This is a genomic window from Roseovarius aquimarinus (assembly GCF_043661195.1).
GTDB lineage: Bacteria > Pseudomonadota > Alphaproteobacteria > Rhodobacterales > Rhodobacteraceae > Roseovarius > Roseovarius aquimarinus.
Map to the genome: position 1 here is coordinate 169,491 of NZ_JBIHMM010000001.1, position 16,839 is coordinate 186,329.

Here is a 16,839-nt window from a genome sequence, read left to right on the forward strand (position 1 = left end):
CCCTCGGGTCAGATGCCGGTGCGCGGAGAGGCCCGCGCACCGGAGCGTTTCAGTAGCCGAAGAGCTTGGCGCGGGCGTTCATCTGGCCGTTATCGGCGTAGGTCATGTAGCTGCCGACGCTGTCGCGATAGGCGATGAAACTTTCGGTGATGCGCTTGACCAGCTCGTCGTCATTCTGGCGCAACTCGTCGATCACTTCCTTGGCGGCGTTGCCCATCGCGGTGATGATGTCCTCGGGGAACATGCGCACCATGACGCCCTGTTCCTCGACCAGCGACTTGAGCGAGAGCGCGTGCTTGGTCGTGTATTCCGTCCAGACCGGGTTGTAGAGGCTCTCGCAGGCGAAGGCGACGGCCTGCTTGAGATCATCCGGAAGCTCGTCATAGGCCGCGCGGCTCACGCCGCATTCCTCGGCGGACGAGGGCTCACCCACGCCGGGCCAGTAGTAATTCTTGGCCACCTGGTAGAAGCCGAGCGCCGAGTCGGTCCAGGGCCCGATGAATTCGCCTGCATCGAGCGCGCCTGTCTGAAGCGCCTGGAACATGGCCGGCCCGCTCATCGCCTCGGCTGCGACGCCCAGCTTGGTCATCATCTCGGAGGCGAGTCCGGTGGTCCGGAATTTCATGCCCTTGAGATCTTCGGCGGAATTCAATTCCTCGCGGAACCAGCCACCCCATTGCGGGCCGGAATTGCCGCACAGGAACGGCTTGATGCCGAAGCGGCCATACATTTCGTCATAAAGCTCCTGGCCGCCGCCATGCGCGAGCCAGCCCACCTGCTCGTCCGCGCGCAGGCCGAAAGGCTGCGAGCCAAAGAGAAGGATGCCCTTGGATTTCGAGCCCCAATAGGCCGGAACCGCGTGATAAAGCTCGGCCGTGCCTTCGCTCACGGCGTCGAAAACGCCGGGGCCGGGAACAAGCTCGCCCGCGGCGAAAAGCTTGACCTCGATGCGCCCGCCCGAGAGCGCGGTGATCCGGTCGGCAAGGTTTTGCGCCGCGACGCCCGGCCCCGGCAGGTTCTTGGGCCATGCCGTGACCATCTTCCACTGGCGCGTGTCCTGCGCGATGGCGGGGCTGGCGAGGGCGGTGGCGGCAGCGCCCACGGCACCCGCCTGAAGAAATTTGCGTCTTTGCATCGGTCTCTCCTTGTTGGCTGTTCGCATGCCCGATTCTTAACTCTGTCGGACTTCGCATTTAGTCTAGACATAAAAATGTCAGGCCAGCAATCCCCGCGCGATGATCGTACGCTGAATTTCGGATGATCCCTCGTAGATGCGGAAGATGCGCAGATCGCGCAGATACCGCTCGAGCGGGAAATCGCGGGTATAGCCGTAGCCGCCGTGGATCTGGAGGGCGCGGTCCGCGATGCGCCATGCGGCCTCGGAGGCATAAAGCTTGGCGAGCGCGCTTTCGGTCGAGTAGCGCGCCCCGGTGCCGCGCAGGATCGCCGCCTGCATGCCAAGCGCGCGCGCGGCGGCCAGCTCGGTCGCGTTGTCGGCGAGCATCCATTGCAGGCCCTGGAAATCGGCGATTGCATGCCCGCCCACCTTGCGCTCCTTGGTGTAGGAGATGGCGGCGGCCTGTGCGGCGGCGGCGATGCCGGTGGCCTGCGCCGCGACCTCGATCCGGCCATTGTCGAGCACCTTCATCGCGGTCTTGAAGCCGCTGCCTTCCGCGCCCAGAAGGTTCTCGGCAGGCACATGGCAGTCGAAGGCGATGCCGAAGACATGCCCGCCCTTGAGGCCCATCGTGCGCTCGCTTGCGGCGATATCGACACCCTCGGTCCCCTTCGGCTCGACCAGAAAGGCGCTCACGCCGCGTGCGCCGGCGTCCCGGTCGGTCTTGGCGAAGACCACCATGAAATCGGCGGCGCCCGCGTTCGAGATGAAGCATTTCGCGCCCCTGATGCGATAGCCGTCGCCCTCGCGCGCGGCGAAGGTGCGCATGTCGGCGGGGTTCGATCCGGCCTGCGGCTCGGTCAGAGCGAAGGCGCCGAGCCGCTTGCCCTCGGCGGCCTCGGGCAGGATGCGCGCGCGAAGCGCGTCGCCTGCGCCCAGCAGCAGCGCGTCCGTTGCCAGGAAATGCGCGGTCAGCATGGAAGCGGTGGACCCGCAGGCACCCGCGATCGCCTCGACCGCGGCATAGAGCGCGGGGCCCGAAAGGCCGATGCCGCCATACTCCTCGGGCAGGTTCATGCCCATGAGGCCCATTTCGGCCATGGCGGGCAGATGACTTGTGGCGAAGAGCGCCTCCTCGTCGATCCGCGCGGCCTCGGGGGCCAGAACCTCGGCGGCGAAGCGTTCGATCTGCTCGATGACGGCGCGTTCGTCGTCGCTCATGGGGTAGATCATGCTTTTTCTCCTGTCGCGATCATGGCCAGAATATCCGCCGCATCCGCGCCGAGGGCGGGGGCGGGTTTGCGATGGGCGCGCGGGGCGCCGCTGAAATGGACGGGCTGTTCGGGCACGCGCAGCCGCCCGAGACGGGGATGCTCGACATCGGAGGCCAGGCCGCGCGCCTCGGCCTGGGGCGAGGTCCATGCGTCGGCGACGGACTGGATCTCGGCTGCGGGAATGCCCGCTTCGGAAAGACGGCGGACGATCTCGCGCGTATCATGGCGCCGCGCCCAGTCTTCGATATGCTCGGCCAAGGCGGGCTCGTTCGCGCGGCGCAGCGTGTCGCTGGCGAAGCGCGCGTCCGAAGTCAGGCCGGGCTGGCCGATGACGTCGCAGAAGGTGGCGAAGAGCCTGTCGTTGAGCACGGCCACGGCGAAATGACCGTCCTGCGCGCGGTAGGTGCCGAAAGGCGCCGAGAGAGGGTGACGGTTGCCGGTGCGCGTGGGCGTCTCGCCGCCCATGAGCGTGCGGCAGGCGAGGATGGGCATCATCGAGGTCAGCGCGTCGAAGAGGCCCACATCGACATGCCGCCCCTTTCCGGTGCGGCTGCGATCGAAAAGGGCCACCATCGCGCCCCAGGCGGCGAAAAGCCCGCCCGCCACGTCGGCCAGCGCCTCGCCGACCATCGTCGGCTGGCCATCCGGCTCGCCCGTGGCGTCCATGAGCCCGCTCATCGCCTGAATGATGATGTCATAGGCAGGCTTTTTCGCGTTCGGCCCGGTCTGCCCGAAGCCCGAGACCGACACGAAGACGAGGCCCGGATGCTCGGCCATCAGCGCCTCGGCCCCAAGGCCGAGCTTGTCCATCACGCCGGGGCGGAAATTCTCGACCAGAACATCCGTGTCGCGCAGAAGCGCGCGGACGGCAGCGATGCCCTCCTCGGTTTTGAGGTCCAGAACGATGGACCGCTTGCCGCGATTGACCGTCTGAAAAAGCAGGCTTTCGCCGTCCCGGAAGGGGCCGATATGGCGGTAATCGTCGCCCTGCGTAGTCTCGATCTTGATGACCTCCGCGCCGAGGTCGGCCATCATCGCGGTGCAGTAGGGGCCTGCGAGAACGCGGGTGAAATCCAGAACGCGGACACCCGCAAGCGGCTGCCCGGTGCCATTTTCCGTCACTGTCTGCACGGCATCTCTCCCATCATTGTCGCTGGAAGATACGCGCGGCGCTGCTATAGTCTGAAATATACTCTTCAAATATAGAGATTGATGAAACCTATACCCATCGCCCTGCGGCAGATCGACTACGTGATCGCCACCGCCGATACCGGCAGCACAGCGGCCGCCGCGCGACTGCTGAGCGTCTCGCAGCCCTCGGTCTCGCTCGCCATCGCGAAGGTGGAGGCGCATCTGGGCCGCGCGCTCTTTGCCCGGTCTGCTGGGCAGGGCGTCGTGCCGACGGCTTTCGGGCGGCAGAAGCTGGGCGAGTTCCGACAGCTTCGCGCGCGGGCCGAGCAGGCGCTGACCGGCGGCGAGCAGGGGAGTGAGGTGTTGGATCTCGGCGTCTTCTCCACCCTTGGGCCACGCTATGCGCCCTCGCTTGTGCGGGAATTCGAGCAGGCCCATCCCGGCGCGCGGGTCCGGCTGCATGAAGGCGATATCGAGACGCTGGCCGAATGGCTCGAGGGTGGGCAGATTGACGTGGCGCTCACCTATGATTTCGGCCTGCCCTCGACATGGGAGGTGATGCCCCTCGCCGATGTGCGTCCCTACGGTCTGGTGCCGGCGGGCCACCGGCTCGCCGGGCGCGCCACGGTGGAACTGGCCGAGCTTTTGCAAGATCCGCTGATCCTCATGAACCTGCCGCACAGCCGGGGTTACTTCCTCACGCTGGCGCAGATGAATGGCGTGACGCCCCGCATCGCCTACGAGACCGGATCGGTCGAGATGCTGCGCTCGATGGTCGCGAACGGGATGGGTGTCGGGCTTCTCGCCACCGACATCCCACACGGGACGGCCTATGACGGGCGCGCGGTGGTGCGACTTGCGCTCTCGGGCACGCTCGCCTCGCACCGCATCGCGCTCGTCCGCTCGAAGCGGCTTCGCGCCGACGCGCTGAGCGATGCCTTCTGCGCGCATGCCGCTGCTGCCTTGGCCGGTGCGCACGGCGGGCTTGGTGCGGTCTAAAATCTAGACTATAACCTCAATTGCATGCACTTGAACGAAGGTCCGTCCATGAAAGCCACCTATCGCGAGGTCAAGGCGGATATCCTGTCCAAGATCACCAAGGGTCATTGGGCGCCCGGTAGCCTCATCCCGAACGAGGTCGAGCTGGCCGAGACATATGGCTGCGCGCGCGCGACGGTCAATCGCGCGATGCGCGAGCTGGCCGATGACGGGCTGATCGAGCGGCGGCGCAAGGCCGGAACGCGCGTGCGGTCAAGCCCGGTGCGGCAGGCGCGCTTCGACATTCCGCTGGTGCGCCGCGAGATCGAGGACAAGGGCGCCGAGTATCGCTACAGCCTCGCCGCGCGGGCCGTCGAGGAGGCGCCGGACTGGCTGCGCGCGCGGCTTCAGCTCGAGGCCGGCGCGCGCGCGCTTCATCTCGTCTGCATGCATTACGCCAATGGCGATCCCTTCCAGCACGAGGACCGCTGGATCAATCTCGAGGCGCTGCCCGAGGCGGAGGAAGCGGATTTCACGCAGACGGGGCCGAACGAATGGCTGGTCGCGACCATTCCCTTCTCGACCGCCGAGATCAGCTTTTCGGCGGCGCTGGCCGATGCGGCGCTGGCCGATTTCCTGGCCTGCGATCCCGGCGCGCCGCTCTTCACGATCGAGCGCGCGACGTGGTTCGAGGGCGATGCGAACACCTTCGTGCGGCTCACCTACCGCCCCGGCCACCGCATGACGACGCGCTACTGAGCGCGCCGCCCGAGGATGCCGGGCAGGTTCAGCCCGTTCTCGCGCGCGCAATCGAGCGCGTCGTCATAGCCTGCATCCGCGTGGCGCATGACCCCCGTGGCCGGATCGTTCCAGAGCACGCGGGCGATGCGGCGATCCGCATCCTCCGAGCCGTCGCAGCAGATCACCATGCCCGAATGCTGCGAAAAGCCCATGCCGACGCCGCCACCATGATGAAGCGAGACCCAAGTCGCGCCCGATGCGGTGTTCAGAAGCGCATTCAGAAGCGGCCAGTCGGAGACAGCGTCAGAGCCGTCCTTCATCGCTTCGGTCTCGCGGTTGGGCGAGGCGACCGAGCCTGAATCGAGATGATCGCGCCCGATCACGATGGGCGCCTTCAACTCGCCGTTCCGGACCATCTCGTTGAAGGCGAGGCCCAGCTTGTGGCGCACGCCGAGCCCGACCCAGCAGATGCGCGCGGGCAGGCCCTGAAAGCTGATCCGCTCGCGCGCCATGTCGAGCCAGTTGTGCAGATGCGCGTCATCGACCAGCTCCTTCACCTTGGCGTCGGTCTTGTAGATGTCCTCGGGATCGCCCGAGAGGGCGGCCCAGCGGAAGGGCCCGATGCCGCGGCAGAAGAGCGGACGGATATAGGCGGGCACGAAGCCGGGGAAGGCGAAGGCGTTCTCGAGCCCCTCCTCGAGCGCAACCTGCCGGATGTTGTTGCCGTAATCCAGTGTCGGCACGCCCGCGTTCCAGAAATCGACCATCGCCGCGACATGCAGCTTCATCGAGGCGCGGGCGGCCTTTTCGACCGCCTTGGGATCGCTCTCGCGCTTGTCGCGCCACTCGGCCATGCTCCAGCCCTGCGGCAGGTAGCCGTTGACCGGATCATGCGCCGAGGTCTGGTCGGTGACGATATCGGGATGGACGCCGCGCTTGACCAGCTCGGGGAAGATATCGGCGGCATTTCCAAGCAGGCCGACGGATTTCGCCTCGCCCGCCTTCGTCCAGCGCTCGATCATCCCGAGCGCCTCGTCGAGCGTCTCGGCCTTCTCGTCGACATAGCCGGTGCGCAGACGGAAATCGATGCTGTCCGGATTGCACTCAACCGCGAGGCAGCAGGCGCCCGCCATGACGGCGGCCAGCGGCTGCGCGCCGCCCATGCCGCCGAGGCCGCCGGTCAGGATCCACTTGCCGGTCAGATCGCCGCCGTAATGCTGGCGCCCCGCCTCGACGAAGGTCTCGTAAGTGCCCTGAACGATGCCCTGGCTGCCGATATAGATCCAGCTGCCGGCGGTCATCTGGCCGTACATCGCCAGGCCCTTCTTATCGAGCTCATTGAAATGGTCCCAATTGGCCCAATGCGGCACAAGATTGCTGTTGGCAATGAGCACGCGAGGCGCGTCCTTGTGTGTCTGGAAGACGCCCACGGGCTTGCCCGATTGCACCAGAAGGGTCTGATCCTCCTCCAGATCCTTGAGGCTGGCCACGATGCGGTCGAAATCCTGCCAGGTGCGCGCGGCGCGCCCGATGCCGCCATAAACGACCAGTTCGTGCGGGTTCTCGGCCACATCGGGATGCAGGTTGTTCATCAGCATCCGCATCGGCGCTTCGGTCAGCCAGCTTTTCGCGGTGATATCGCTGCCGGTGGCGGGATAGATGTCGCGGGTGTTCTTGCGCGGATCGCTCATGCTCGGTCTCCGGAATGTTTGGGCAAGGAAGGGGCCAGATCGGACAATGTGGTCAGGATGCGGGCCAGATGTGCGCGCAGGCGGTCCGCCTTTCGCGCTTCATAGGGCCAGGGCGCAGCCTCGGCGCCGAGATAGCTCGACTGCGCGAGCTCCATCTGGATCGCGTGAAGGCCTTTCTGCGGCCGGCCGTAGTGGCGCGTGGTCCAGCCGCCCTTGAAGCGGCCGTTGAGGACGCTGGTATAGCCCTCGGCCTTGGCGCAGATCCTGTGGACGGCGTGCTCGATGGCCGGATCGCAGGTTTCGCCCAGATTGGTGCCGATGCTGAAATCGGGCAGGGTGCCGTCGAAAAGAAACGGGATCTCCGATCGGATCGAATGGCAATCATAGAGGATCGCCACGCCGTGACGCGCGCGCACGCGCTCGAGTTCGGCGGCGAGGGCTGCGTGATAGGGCGCGTGAAAGCTCCGGCGCCGCGCGTCGATCGCGGCCTCGTCCGGCGGTCGGTCCCAGATCGCGTTTCCGTCGAAATTGGTCAGCGGCACGAGGCCGGTTGTGTTCTGGCCCGGATAGAGCGATGCGCCCGAGGGATCGCGATTGGCGTCGATGACATAGCGGTGGAACGTGGCGCGCACCGATGTCGCGCCGGGCAAGAGGCCATCGTAGAGCCTCTCGATATGCCAGTCGGTATCGTCGAGCCTGCGGCCCCGCGCGTTCAGGTCGGCCATCATCGCACCCGGCACATGCGTTCCGGTATGCGGCAGGCCGAGCACGACGGGGCCGTCGCCGCGCGTGATCTCCACCGGGGTCATGCGCTCAGCTCCGGCATGGGAAGGCCCGCCGCCGCGGTCACATCTCCCGAGGCCACAAGCATTGCCGCGCGTTCGAGATCGGGCGCGAGATAGCGATCCTCGGCCAGTGCCGGCACGTCCCGGCGCAGGCGCGCGACGACGCGGGCGAGCGGCGCGCTCGTTTGCAGGGGGGCGCGGAAATCGACGCCCTGCGCCGCACAGAGAAGCTCGACCCCGAGAATGCGGTTGAGATTGTCGAGCATCGGCAAAAGGCGCCGCGCGCCATGGGCGGCCATGCTCACGTGATCCTCCTGATTGGCGGAGGTGGGCGTGCTGTCTGTGACGCAAGGGTTCGCCAGATGCTTGTTCTCGCTCATCAATGCGGCGGTCGTCACCTCGGCGATCATGTAGCCCGAATTCAGCCCGGGCTTCGGCGTGAGGAAGGCCGGCAGATCGTGGCTGAGCACCGGATCCACGATGAGCGCGACGCGGCGCTGGGCGATGGCGCCGATCTCGGCCAGGGCGAGCGCGATCATGTCGGCGGCGAAGCCCACGGGCTCGGCGTGGAAGTTCCCGCCCGAGACGATCATGTCGGCCTCGAGCAGGACCAAGGGATTGTCCGTGGCCGCGTTCGCCTCGATCTCGAGCGTGCGGGCGGCCTGGCGCAGCACGTCCATCGCGGCGCCGGTCACCTGCGGTTGGCAGCGGATGCAATAGGGATCCTGCACGCGCGCGTCGCCCTCGACATGGCTCGCGCGGATCTCGGAGCCGTCCAGAAGGGCGCGCATCGCCTCGCTCGCCGCGATCTGGCCCGGATGGCCGCGCAGCGCGTGGATTTCAGGCTGGAGCGGTGCGGTCGAGCCCATGACCGCGTCGGTCGACAGCGCCGAGGTCACCAGCGCCGCATGCGCCGCGCGCCACGCGCCGAAAAGCCCGGCCAGCGCGAAGGCGGTCGAGAACTGCGTCCCGTTGATGAGCGCGAGCCCCTCCTTGGGGCCGAGCTCGATTGGGGCGAGGCCCGCCGCCTCGAGCGCGGCGCCGCCCGGCAGGACCTCGCCGCCGAACTCCGCCTCGCCATGGCCCATCATCACGGCGGCCATATGCGCCAGCGGCGCCAGATCGCCCGACGCGCCGACCGAGCCTTGCGCCGGGATCACCGGCGTCACGCCCGCCTCCAGCATCGCCTCGATCAGATGCGTCAGCTCGAGCCGCACGCCCGAGGCGCCGCGCCCGAGGCTGACGAGCTTGAGCGCCATCATGAGCCGCGCGATCCGGCGCGGAATGGCGGGCCCGACGCCGCAACAATGCGACAGGATGAGATTGCGCTGGAGCGTGGCCGTATCCTCGGGCGCGATCTGGACCGAAGCGAGCTTGCCGAAGCCGGTATTGACGCCGTAGACGGCATCCGTCCCGGCTACGGCCTGCGCTATGCGTGCATGGGCGCGCACGATATCGGGATGGCAGGAGGGATCGAGCCGCGCGGGCGCCTCGCTCCAATAAAGGCGCGCCAGATCGGTCAGCGTCACCGCGCCGGGGGTCAGTGTCAGCATGCCGGAGCCTTCCCTGCGAAAATGCGCGCATGGAGCGGGTTGAAGCCGATGCGGTAGCTCAGCTCGGCGGGTTGGGCGATGTCCCAGATCGCGAGATCGGCGCGCATGCCCGCCTCGATCGTTCCGCAATCGGTCAGCCCGAGCGCGGCGGCGGCGTTGCGCGTGGTGCCAGCGAGTGCCTCCTCCGGCGTCATGCGAAAGAGCGTGCAGGCCATGTTCATCGCCAGCAGAAGTGACGTCATGGGCGAGGAGCCGGGATTGCAGTCCGTCGCCACCGCCATCGGCACGCCCGCCGCGCGCAGACCCTCGATGGGCGGGGCCTGCGTTTCGCGGATCGTGTAGAAGGCGCCGGGCAGGATCACGGTGACCGTTCCCGCCTCGGCCAGCGCGGCGACGCCGGCCTTGTCCAGATATTCGATATGATCGGCCGAGAGCGCACCGTGGCGCGCCGCCATGATCGCGCCGCCGAGGTCGGAAAGTTGCTCGGCATGGATCTTGACCGGCAGGCCCAATTCGCGCGCGGCGTCGAAGACGCGGCCAACCTGCTCGGGCGAAAAGGCGATCTCCTCGCAGAAGGCATCGACCGCATCGACCAGCCCTTCGTCATGGGCGGCGCGCAGGGCGGGAATGCAGACCTCGTCGATATAGGCATCCGCCCTCCCGCCGTACTCGGCAGGCACGGCATGGGCGCCGAGAAAGGTGGTGCGCACCCGGACGGGGCGGTCCTGCGCGATGCGGCGCGCGGCGCGCAGCATCCGCAATTCCGTCTCGCTGTCGAGGCCGTAGCCCGACTTGATCTCGAGCGTGCATATCCCTTCCGCCAGAAGCGCATCGACACGGGGCAGGGCGCTCGCCAACAGCGCCGCCTCATCCGCCGCGCGCGTCGCCTTCACGGTCGAGACGATGCCGCCGCCCGCGCGCGCGACCTCCTCGTAACTCGCGCCCTCGAGCCGCATCTCGAATTCGGCAGCGCGGTCGCCGCCATGCACGACATGGGTGTGGCAGTCGATCAGCCCCGGCGTGACGAGCCGCCCGCCGAAGCTTTGGCGCGGGGCATCGTGAAAGCTCTGGGGCAGATCCGCCTCGGGCCCGACCCAGACGATTCGCTCCCCTTCCACCGCGATGGCCGCTTTCGGGATCAGCCCGTAGGGCACTTGGCCCGCCACCATCGTGGCGGCGGTCACATCGACGTAGAGAGTTCTGCTATCCGTCATGATCTGTTCCAGATGGCTGAGGTTTCGCTTTGCCGAGGGGCAGGATCCGTATATATGTCTATACATAAACTTACGAAAGGCAGTCAAATGATTTTCGCAAACCGGGCTCTCCTCGCGCATGGCTGGGCGAGCGCTGTCAGGATTTCGGTCGAGGGCGGCAGGATCACCGGCATCGAAGAGGGCGCCGCCCCCAAGCCCGGTGATGCCTCGGTGGATACGCTTCTTCCGGCGCTGGCCAATCTGCACAGCCACAGTTTCCAGCGGGCGATGGCGGGCATGACCGAGTACCGCATGGCCGGGAAGGACAGTTTCTGGACCTGGCGCGATCTGATGTATCGCTTCACGGCGCATCTCGCGCCGGACGAGATCGAGGCGATCGCGGCCTTCGTTTTTCTCGAGATGCAGGAGGCCGGCTATGCCAGCGTGGGCGAGTTCCACTATCTCCACCACCAGCCGGACGGCACGCCCTACGCCGATCTCGGGGAGCTATCGGTGCGGATCGCCGCCGCTGCCGAGCGCACGGGCATCGGCCTCACGCATCTGCCGGTCCTTTACACCTATGGCGGCGCGGGCGCGGCACCCCTGCAGGCCGGGCAGGCGCGCTTCGGCAATGACGTGGACCGTTTCGCCGAGCTGGTGACGCGCGCGCGCGCGGCTGTGGCCGCGCTGCCCGCCGATTGCCGTGTCGGCATCGCCCCCCATTCGCTGCGCGCGACCGCGCCGGGCGATCTGGCGCGCGCGCTCGCCGCGCATGACGGCGGGCCGGTGCATATCCATGTGGCCGAGCAGCCCAGGGAAGTCGCCGACATCTCTGAATGGCTGGGCGCGCGCCCCGTCGAATGGCTCTTGCAAAACGCGCCGGTCGGCAGCGACTGGTGCCTCATCCACGCGACTCACATGACCGATGCCGAGACGGTGGAGCTCGCCGCGTCGGGCGCCGTCGCGGGGCTTTGCCCGATCACGGAGGCCAATCTGGGCGACGGCTCCTTCAACGGCCCGCGTTATCTCGAGGCCGGCGGGGCGTTCGGCGTCGGGTCGGACAGCAACGTGCGGATCTCGCTGACCGAAGAGTTGCGCATGCTGGAATACTCGCAGCGGCTGCGCGATGGGGTGCGCAACGTGATGGCCCCGGGCGAAGGCTCGGTCGGCGAATGGCTCTATCTCGGCGCGGCGCGGGGCGGCGCGCAGGCGCTCGGCCGCGATGCGGGCCGGATCGAGACGGGCGCGCTGGCCGATCTCGTTGCCATCGACGCGTCCGATACGGCGCTCTTCGCGCTTCGCCCCGATCAGCTCCTCGACGGGCTCGTCTTCGCCGCGACCGACCGCGCCGTGACCGATCTTTGGTCCGCCGGGCGCCATGTCGTCACCGAAGGGTGCCATATCGCCCGGGGCGCGGTCGAGCGGGCCTACCGGGACGCGATGACGAGCGTGATGTCCAAGCTCTGATCGAGCGGGGCGAGCGCGATCTCGAGGAACGCGTCGCCCTCGGCGAGCCGAGCCGCGACGCGCTCGGTCGCGAATACCGTATCGGCCACCCCGCAGGTCCGCCCGCCGATCTCGGGACTGCCCGAAACGACGTGGATGGCGCTCAGCCCGCGCGGCGGCGGTGTCAGACCCATGCTGCCCGCGCTTTGAAGCGGCCTCACACGCCCGTCGCAGGCCGCCGGATCGAACATCAGGTTGAGATCGGTCAGCGGCCCGCCATGCAGCCGTGATGTGACGGCAAGCCCGCCGTCGAAACTCACCGGCACAAAGGGCGCGGCGGTGAGTGCGCCCCCCTCATGCACGAGGTCCATGCCCTGACCCTCGACCACGGTCAGAATGCGCCGCAGCCCCGCGAAATCCGAAAACGGCCCGTTTTCCGAGACATCCGCCCGGCTGAGCGTCCAGACCACCCGATCCCCCACGACCCCGCGCGCGATCCCCCGCGTGATCCCGCCGCCGTTCTTCCACGGCACCTCGACCAGATCGGCGGCTTTGAGAACCTGCATGACGGACCTTTCGGTGGGGGTGTCGAACGCAATTTGCTGCGGATCAGGTCGGAAGACAATCGGGGCGTTGGCATCTCGACCTGTGAGGCAGAGCGATTGCGCGTTTCGAGCGCGCTGCGAATTGTGTGGAAGAGAACAAGAAAGAGACTTTCATGGCGGAGGAGGTGGGATTCGAACCCACGGAGGGCTTACACCCTCGTCGGTTTTCAAGACCGGTGCATTCGACCACTCTGCCACTCCTCCGACGGGTCGGGGTTTAGGGGGATATGAGCGATTCTGAAAGTGCCTGATTGACGACCCCGCCCCGCGCGGTGTCTGGGGAATTCCGCCGAAAGGCCACAGCGTGCTTTTCTTGGGCCGAGCGGTTGGCTAGAGTGCGCGCACGCGGCAACGACCGTGGTGGCAGGAAAAACCGGCCCGCCATGCCCGTGATCGGCCGAATTCGGCCATCCGGCAGGCGCGGCGACGAGGCAAGGGGCAGGACATGGCGCAACGCGCGGGGCGAAGAACACGGAGCATTCTGGCGGGCGGTGCGGCGCTTCTGGCGCTGGCGGGCTGCGAGGACATGCAGGGTGGCTTTCTTGGCGGCGGCTCGGGCGGCGCCGAGGCGTCGGGCGATGCCTCCTCGGTCCGGCTGGTCGAGCGCGATGTCGAGGCGCCGAACGTCTTTCAGGTGACCGACAAGGGGCTTTGGGACGGGCGCCCGTCGCTGGGCGGCGTCTGGGTCGCGCATCCCGACGTGACAGAGCCCGAGCGGGTCATCATCCGCAATACCGCCAATTCGAAATTCGTGATCGGCGCGCTCTTCCGCCGAGAGCGGGCCAATCCCGGCCCGGCTTTCCAGGTCTCCTCGGATGCCGCCGCGGCGCTCGGGATGCTGGCCGGCGCGCCAGCCGAGCTGAACGTGACCGCCCTGCGGCGGGAGGAAGCGCCCGCGCCGGTCGCCGAGGACGCCGAGGAGGAGGCCGCGGGCACGCTGTCGCCCAACACGGTCGAGACGAGCTCGCTCGATCCCGTGGCGGGCGCCGCCGCGGCCATCGAGGCCGCCGAGGAGGTGCGCCCGCCCGAGCAGGTGGCGCCGCAGGCGGCGAGCGCGCAGACGGCCACCGCAGCGGCGGCGCCGGCCTCGTCGCCGCTCTCGCGGCCCTATATTCAGATCGGCATCTTCTCGGTCGAGCAGAACGCCGAGAACACCGCTGTGGCCATGCGCCAGGCCGGCATGGTGCCGACCGTCCGGCGCGAGGGCAGCCAGGGCAAGACCTTCTGGCGCGTCATCGTCGGCCCCGCGCAGAGCGAGTCCGAGCGCGCGGCGCTTCTGGAGAAGATCAAGGGCGTCGGCTTCGACGATGCCTATGCGGTCGCCAACTGACAATGGGGTGCGGCGGGCGGACCGCCGCGCCCATTCCACCTGACGACGGAGCAAGACCCCCCATGCTGCACAAGGCGACATTCCCTTCGCTCAAATCCGGTCTCGCGGGGCTGGCGCTGGCCTGCCTCGCGCTGCCCGCCGCCGCCTTCGATACGGCGGCGGAGGCGGCTTTCGTGATGGATGTCGGCACGGGAACCGTCCTTCTGAACAAGAACGCCGACGAGCCGATGCCGCCCGCGTCGATGTCGAAGCTGATGACGCTCTATGTCGCCTTCGAGGCGATCCGCGACGGGCGCCTGTCGCTCGACGAGAAGCTTCCGGTCTCGAGCCATGCAATGAGCTATGGCGGCTCGACCATGTTTCTCGACACGACCGACCGGGTTTCGGTCGAGGATCTGCTGCGGGGCATCATCGTGCTGTCGGGCAACGATGCCTGTGCGGTGATCGCCGAGGCGCTCAGCCCCGACGGGACCGAGGCCGGGTTCGCGCGCTTCATGACGCAGCGCGCGCAGCAGATGGGCATGACCAACTCCACCTTCACCAACTCGAGCGGCTGGCCCGCACCGAACCACAAGATGAGCATGCGCGATCTCGCGCTCGTCTCGCTGCATATCATCGAGGATTTTCCCGAATTCTACCCGATGTTCGCCGAGACCGAGTTCGCCTTCGACGGGCGCGCGCCGCAGAACACGCAGAACCGCAATCCGCTCCTGTCGCTCGGCATCGGGGCGGACGGGCTCAAGACCGGCCACACGCAGGCGGCGGGCTATGGCCTCGTCGGCTCGGCCAAGCAGGGCGACCGCCGCGTGCTCTTCGTGGTTTCGGGGCTCGACACGGCACAGGCACGGGCCGAGGAATCCGAGGCGATCGTCAACTGGGCCTTCCGCCAATTCGCCGAGAACACGCTCATCCGCGCGGGCAGCGACGTGGCGCGCGCCGATGTCTGGATGGGCGAGGCGCCTTCGGTCGGGCTGGTGACGAGCGAGGATCTGACGATGCTCCTGCCGGTGCTGGGCGACGATCAGGTCAAGGCCGAGGTGATCTACAACGGCCCGCTCATGGCGCCCGTTGCCGCCGGCACGCAGGTGGCAGAACTCGTCGTCTCGCCCGAAGGCATGCCGCAGACGCGCGTGCCGCTTCTGGCCGCGAATGACGTGGCGCGCGGCGGCTTCGCCACGCGGCTCAAGACGGTCTCGACGCTTCTGATCCAGCGACTTCAGCAGGGGCCCGAGGGCACGCTGTGACGGCGGGCCTCTTCGTCAGCTTCGAGGGGATCGACGGATCGGGCAAGTCCACGCAGGCACGGATGCTGCGCGATCATCTGGCAGCCGAGGGCCATGACTGCGTGCTCACGCGCGAGCCGGGGGGCAGCCCCGGCGCAGAGGAAATCCGCGCGCTCGTTCTCAACGGCGCGCCCGACCGCTGGTCGCCCGAGACCGAGCTTCTGCTCTTTACCGCCGCGCGGCGCGATCACATGGAACGCACCGTGCGGCCCGCCCTCGCGGCGGGGCGCATCGTCATCTGCGATCGGTTCGCGGATTCGACACGGATGTATCAGGGCCTGCGCGGGCCGGGGCTGCGCGCGCGCGTCGATGCGCTGCACGAGCTGATGATCGGAGACGAGCCCGACCTGACCGTTTTGGTCGATATCGACGCCGAAGTCGGTCTCTCCCGTGCGCTCGAGCGGGGCGGCGAGGGCCGTTTCGAGGCGTTCGGCGCGGACATGCAGGCGCGGATGCGCGAGGGGTTTCTCGCGCTCGCCCAGGAATTCGCGTCGCGCTTCGCGGTGATCGACGGCGCGCGCGCGCCCGAAGCCGTGGCTGCGGATATCCGCGCCGCCGTGGTGGCGCGTATCGAGGCGCGCGGCGCATGAGCGAGGACGCCCCCGAGCCGGACCGCATCGAAGGCGCGCCGCACCCGCGCGAGACGTCGCGCCTTCTCGGGCAGGGGGCCGCCGAGGCGGCGTTCCTGGCCGCCTATAACGACGACCGGCTGCACCATGCGTGGCTTCTGACCGGCGCGCGCGGGGTCGGCAAGGCGACCTTCGCCTGGCGCGCGGCGCGCTTCCTTCTCGCGCATGACGAGGGCGATGGCGGCATGTTCGGCGCGCCGCCCGCGCCCGCGAGCCTCGACATTGCCCCGGGTCATCCGGTCGCGCGGCGCATGCTGGCCCGCTCCGAGCCGCAGCTTTTCCATATCACGCGCCAGATCAACGAGGACACCAAGCGCCTGCGCGACGTGATCCGGGCCGAGGACGTGCGCAGCCTGCACAACTTCCTGTCGCTCTCCAGCGCCGATGGGGGCCGCCGCGCCGTCATCATCGACAGCGCCGACGAGATGAACGTGACCGCCGCGAACAGCCTTCTGAAGATGCTCGAGGAGCCGCCCGCGCGCACGACCTTCTTTCTCGTGAGCCATCAGCCTTCCGGCCTTCTGCCCACGATCCGCTCGCGGTGCCGCGAGCTGCGCCTGCCGCCGCTCGGCGCGTCCGATATGGAAGCCGCGCTCGCTCAGGCGGGGATCGAGCAGGGGGGCGATGCCGGCGCGCTCGCGGCGCTCTCGGGCGGATCGGTGGGCGAGGCGGTCCGGCTCGTCAATCTGGGTGGTCTTGCGCTCTATGCGCAGCTTGTCGCGCTTTTCGCGGCGCTGCCCAGCGTGAACCGGCAGGATGCGCTGGCGCTTGCCAATCTCGCCGCGCAGCGCGGCGCGGAGGAGCGTCTGACGCTGCTGATCTGGATGATCGAGCTGATGCTGGGACGCATGGCCCAGACCGGCGCCACGGCCGCCGCCCCCAGCCCCGAGGCCGCCAGGGGCGAGGCGGCGATGCTCGCGCGGGCCGCGCCCGATCTGGCCGCCGCCCGCGCCTGGGCCGATTGCGCGCAGGATGTCGGCGCGCGGATGCGCCACGGGCGGGCGGTCAACCTTGACCCTGCCGCTCTCGTCCTAGATACCGTGTTCAGAATTGAGAAGACGGCGGCGGGTCAGCCCGCCTGAG

At 68.1% G+C, this 16,839-nt stretch carries 15 protein-coding genes and 1 tRNA gene; 7 read left to right on the plus strand and 9 right to left on the minus strand.

Features of this window, described 5'->3' with window-relative positions; all coding sequences use genetic code 11:
- Positions 1–49: 49 nt before the first annotated feature.
- From ACGRVM_RS00830 to ACGRVM_RS00840, 3 genes are all read right to left on the minus strand, one after another.
- Entirely contained in the window at positions 50–1,135 is a 1,086-nt protein-coding gene (locus tag ACGRVM_RS00830) for a TRAP transporter substrate-binding protein (RefSeq protein ID WP_377169651.1), read from the minus strand.
- A 78-nt stretch (positions 1,136–1,213) separates the two neighbouring features.
- Complete coding sequence (locus tag ACGRVM_RS00835; protein ID WP_377169648.1) at positions 1,214–2,338, minus strand: acyl-CoA dehydrogenase family protein; 1,125 nt, start codon at positions 2,336–2,338, stop codon at positions 1,214–1,216.
- Between the two features lie 8 nt (positions 2,339–2,346).
- A complete protein-coding gene (locus ACGRVM_RS00840; protein WP_377169646.1) occupies positions 2,347–3,522 on the minus strand; it encodes a CaiB/BaiF CoA transferase family protein in 1,176 nt (391 codons plus the stop codon).
- Positions 3,523–3,603: 81 nt separating this feature from the next.
- Between ACGRVM_RS00840 and ACGRVM_RS00845 the strand changes: the two genes are divergently transcribed.
- Together ACGRVM_RS00845 and ACGRVM_RS00850 are read left to right on the plus strand one after the other, a co-directional pair.
- A complete protein-coding gene (locus ACGRVM_RS00845; protein ID WP_377169644.1) occupies positions 3,604–4,521 on the plus strand; it encodes a LysR family transcriptional regulator in 918 nt (305 codons plus the stop codon).
- Between the two features lie 48 nt (positions 4,522–4,569).
- The gene (locus ACGRVM_RS00850; protein ID WP_377169642.1) at positions 4,570–5,259 is read left to right on the plus strand and encodes a UTRA domain-containing protein; all 690 of its coding nucleotides are present in this window, start codon (positions 4,570–4,572) and stop codon (positions 5,257–5,259) included.
- On the opposite strand, the gene hutU is transcribed toward ACGRVM_RS00850, so the two are convergent.
- The 4 genes from hutU to hutI are packed head-to-tail and all read right to left on the minus strand — an operon-like array spanning position 5,253 to position 10,484.
- Positions 5,253–6,932 carry a urocanate hydratase gene (gene hutU / locus ACGRVM_RS00855; RefSeq protein ID WP_377169640.1) on the minus strand — a complete coding sequence of 560 codons (1,680 nt, stop codon included), beginning with the start codon at positions 6,930–6,932 and terminating at the stop codon, positions 5,253–5,255. The two genes, ACGRVM_RS00850 and hutU, sit on opposite strands and share 7 nt — an antisense overlap.
- Positions 6,929–7,741, minus strand: coding sequence for an N-formylglutamate deformylase (gene hutG, locus ACGRVM_RS00860; protein WP_377169638.1), 813 nt, complete (start codon positions 7,739–7,741; stop codon positions 6,929–6,931). Before hutG ends, hutU begins: the two co-directional genes overlap by 4 nt.
- Positions 7,738–9,270, minus strand: coding sequence for a histidine ammonia-lyase (gene hutH, locus ACGRVM_RS00865; protein ID WP_377169636.1), 1,533 nt, complete (start codon positions 9,268–9,270; stop codon positions 7,738–7,740). Before hutH ends, hutG begins: the two co-directional genes overlap by 4 nt.
- Entirely contained in the window at positions 9,264–10,484 is a 1,221-nt protein-coding gene (hutI, locus tag ACGRVM_RS00870) for an imidazolonepropionase (protein ID WP_377169634.1), read from the minus strand. Before hutI ends, hutH begins: the two co-directional genes overlap by 7 nt.
- Positions 10,485–10,571: 87 nt before the next feature.
- Here hutI and ACGRVM_RS00875 point away from each other — a divergent pair, with 87 nt between their 5' ends.
- A complete protein-coding gene (locus tag ACGRVM_RS00875; protein WP_377169632.1) occupies positions 10,572–11,930 on the plus strand; it encodes a formimidoylglutamate deiminase in 1,359 nt (452 codons plus the stop codon).
- Here the strand turns inward: ACGRVM_RS00875 and ACGRVM_RS00880 are convergent.
- Positions 11,891–12,475, minus strand: a complete 585-nt coding sequence (locus ACGRVM_RS00880) for a HutD/Ves family protein (RefSeq protein ID WP_377169630.1) — start codon at positions 12,473–12,475, stop codon at positions 11,891–11,893. The two genes, ACGRVM_RS00875 and ACGRVM_RS00880, sit on opposite strands and share 40 nt — an antisense overlap.
- A gap of 153 nt (positions 12,476–12,628) precedes the next feature.
- Positions 12,629–12,718: transfer RNA gene (locus ACGRVM_RS00885), tRNA-Ser, on the minus strand.
- 241 nt (positions 12,719–12,959) lie between these two features.
- Between ACGRVM_RS00885 and ACGRVM_RS00890 the strand changes: the two genes are divergently transcribed.
- The 4 genes from ACGRVM_RS00890 (at position 12,960) to ACGRVM_RS00905 (ending at position 16,838) form a co-directional block, all read left to right on the plus strand.
- On the plus strand, positions 12,960–13,844 hold the full coding sequence (locus ACGRVM_RS00890) for an SPOR domain-containing protein (protein ID WP_377169628.1): 885 nt from the start codon (positions 12,960–12,962) through the stop codon (positions 13,842–13,844).
- Between the two features lie 62 nt (positions 13,845–13,906).
- Positions 13,907–15,088 (plus strand): D-alanyl-D-alanine carboxypeptidase family protein, encoded by a 1,182-nt coding sequence (locus ACGRVM_RS00895; protein WP_377169626.1) that lies wholly within the window; start codon positions 13,907–13,909, stop codon positions 15,086–15,088.
- Positions 15,085–15,717 (plus strand): dTMP kinase, encoded by a 633-nt coding sequence (tmk, locus tag ACGRVM_RS00900; RefSeq protein WP_377169624.1) that lies wholly within the window; start codon positions 15,085–15,087, stop codon positions 15,715–15,717. Before ACGRVM_RS00895 ends, tmk begins: the two co-directional genes overlap by 4 nt.
- On the plus strand, positions 15,714–16,838 hold the full coding sequence (locus ACGRVM_RS00905; protein ID WP_377169622.1) for a DNA polymerase III subunit delta': 1,125 nt from the start codon (positions 15,714–15,716) through the stop codon (positions 16,836–16,838). Before tmk ends, ACGRVM_RS00905 begins: the two co-directional genes overlap by 4 nt.
- The last annotated feature ends 1 nt before the right edge of the window (position 16,839 follow it).

Coding starts and splice junctions, on each gene's coding strand:
- ACGRVM_RS00830 (WP_377169651.1), bottom strand. CDS start 1,135: ATGCAAAGACGCAAATTTCTTCAGGCGGGTGCCGTGGGCGCTGCCGCC.
- ACGRVM_RS00835 (WP_377169648.1), bottom strand. CDS start 2,338: ATGAGCGACGACGAACGCGCCGTCATCGAGCAGATCGAACGCTTCGCC.
- ACGRVM_RS00845 (WP_377169644.1), top strand. CDS start 3,604: ATGAAACCTATACCCATCGCCCTGCGGCAGATCGACTACGTGATCGCC.
- ACGRVM_RS00850 (WP_377169642.1), top strand. CDS start 4,570: ATGAAAGCCACCTATCGCGAGGTCAAGGCGGATATCCTGTCCAAGATC.
- hutU (WP_377169640.1), bottom strand. CDS start 6,932: ATGAGCGATCCGCGCAAGAACACCCGCGACATCTATCCCGCCACCGGC.
- hutG (WP_377169638.1), bottom strand. CDS start 7,741: ATGACCCCGGTGGAGATCACGCGCGGCGACGGCCCCGTCGTGCTCGGC.
- hutH (WP_377169636.1), bottom strand. CDS start 9,270: ATGCTGACACTGACCCCCGGCGCGGTGACGCTGACCGATCTGGCGCGC.
- hutI (WP_377169634.1), bottom strand. CDS start 10,484: ATGACGGATAGCAGAACTCTCTACGTCGATGTGACCGCCGCCACGATG.
- ACGRVM_RS00875 (WP_377169632.1), top strand. CDS start 10,572: ATGATTTTCGCAAACCGGGCTCTCCTCGCGCATGGCTGGGCGAGCGCT.
- ACGRVM_RS00880 (WP_377169630.1), bottom strand. CDS start 12,475: ATGCAGGTTCTCAAAGCCGCCGATCTGGTCGAGGTGCCGTGGAAGAAC.
- ACGRVM_RS00890 (WP_377169628.1), top strand. CDS start 12,960: ATGGCGCAACGCGCGGGGCGAAGAACACGGAGCATTCTGGCGGGCGGT.
- ACGRVM_RS00895 (WP_377169626.1), top strand. CDS start 13,907: ATGCTGCACAAGGCGACATTCCCTTCGCTCAAATCCGGTCTCGCGGGG.
- ACGRVM_RS00905 (WP_377169622.1), top strand. CDS start 15,714: ATGAGCGAGGACGCCCCCGAGCCGGACCGCATCGAAGGCGCGCCGCAC.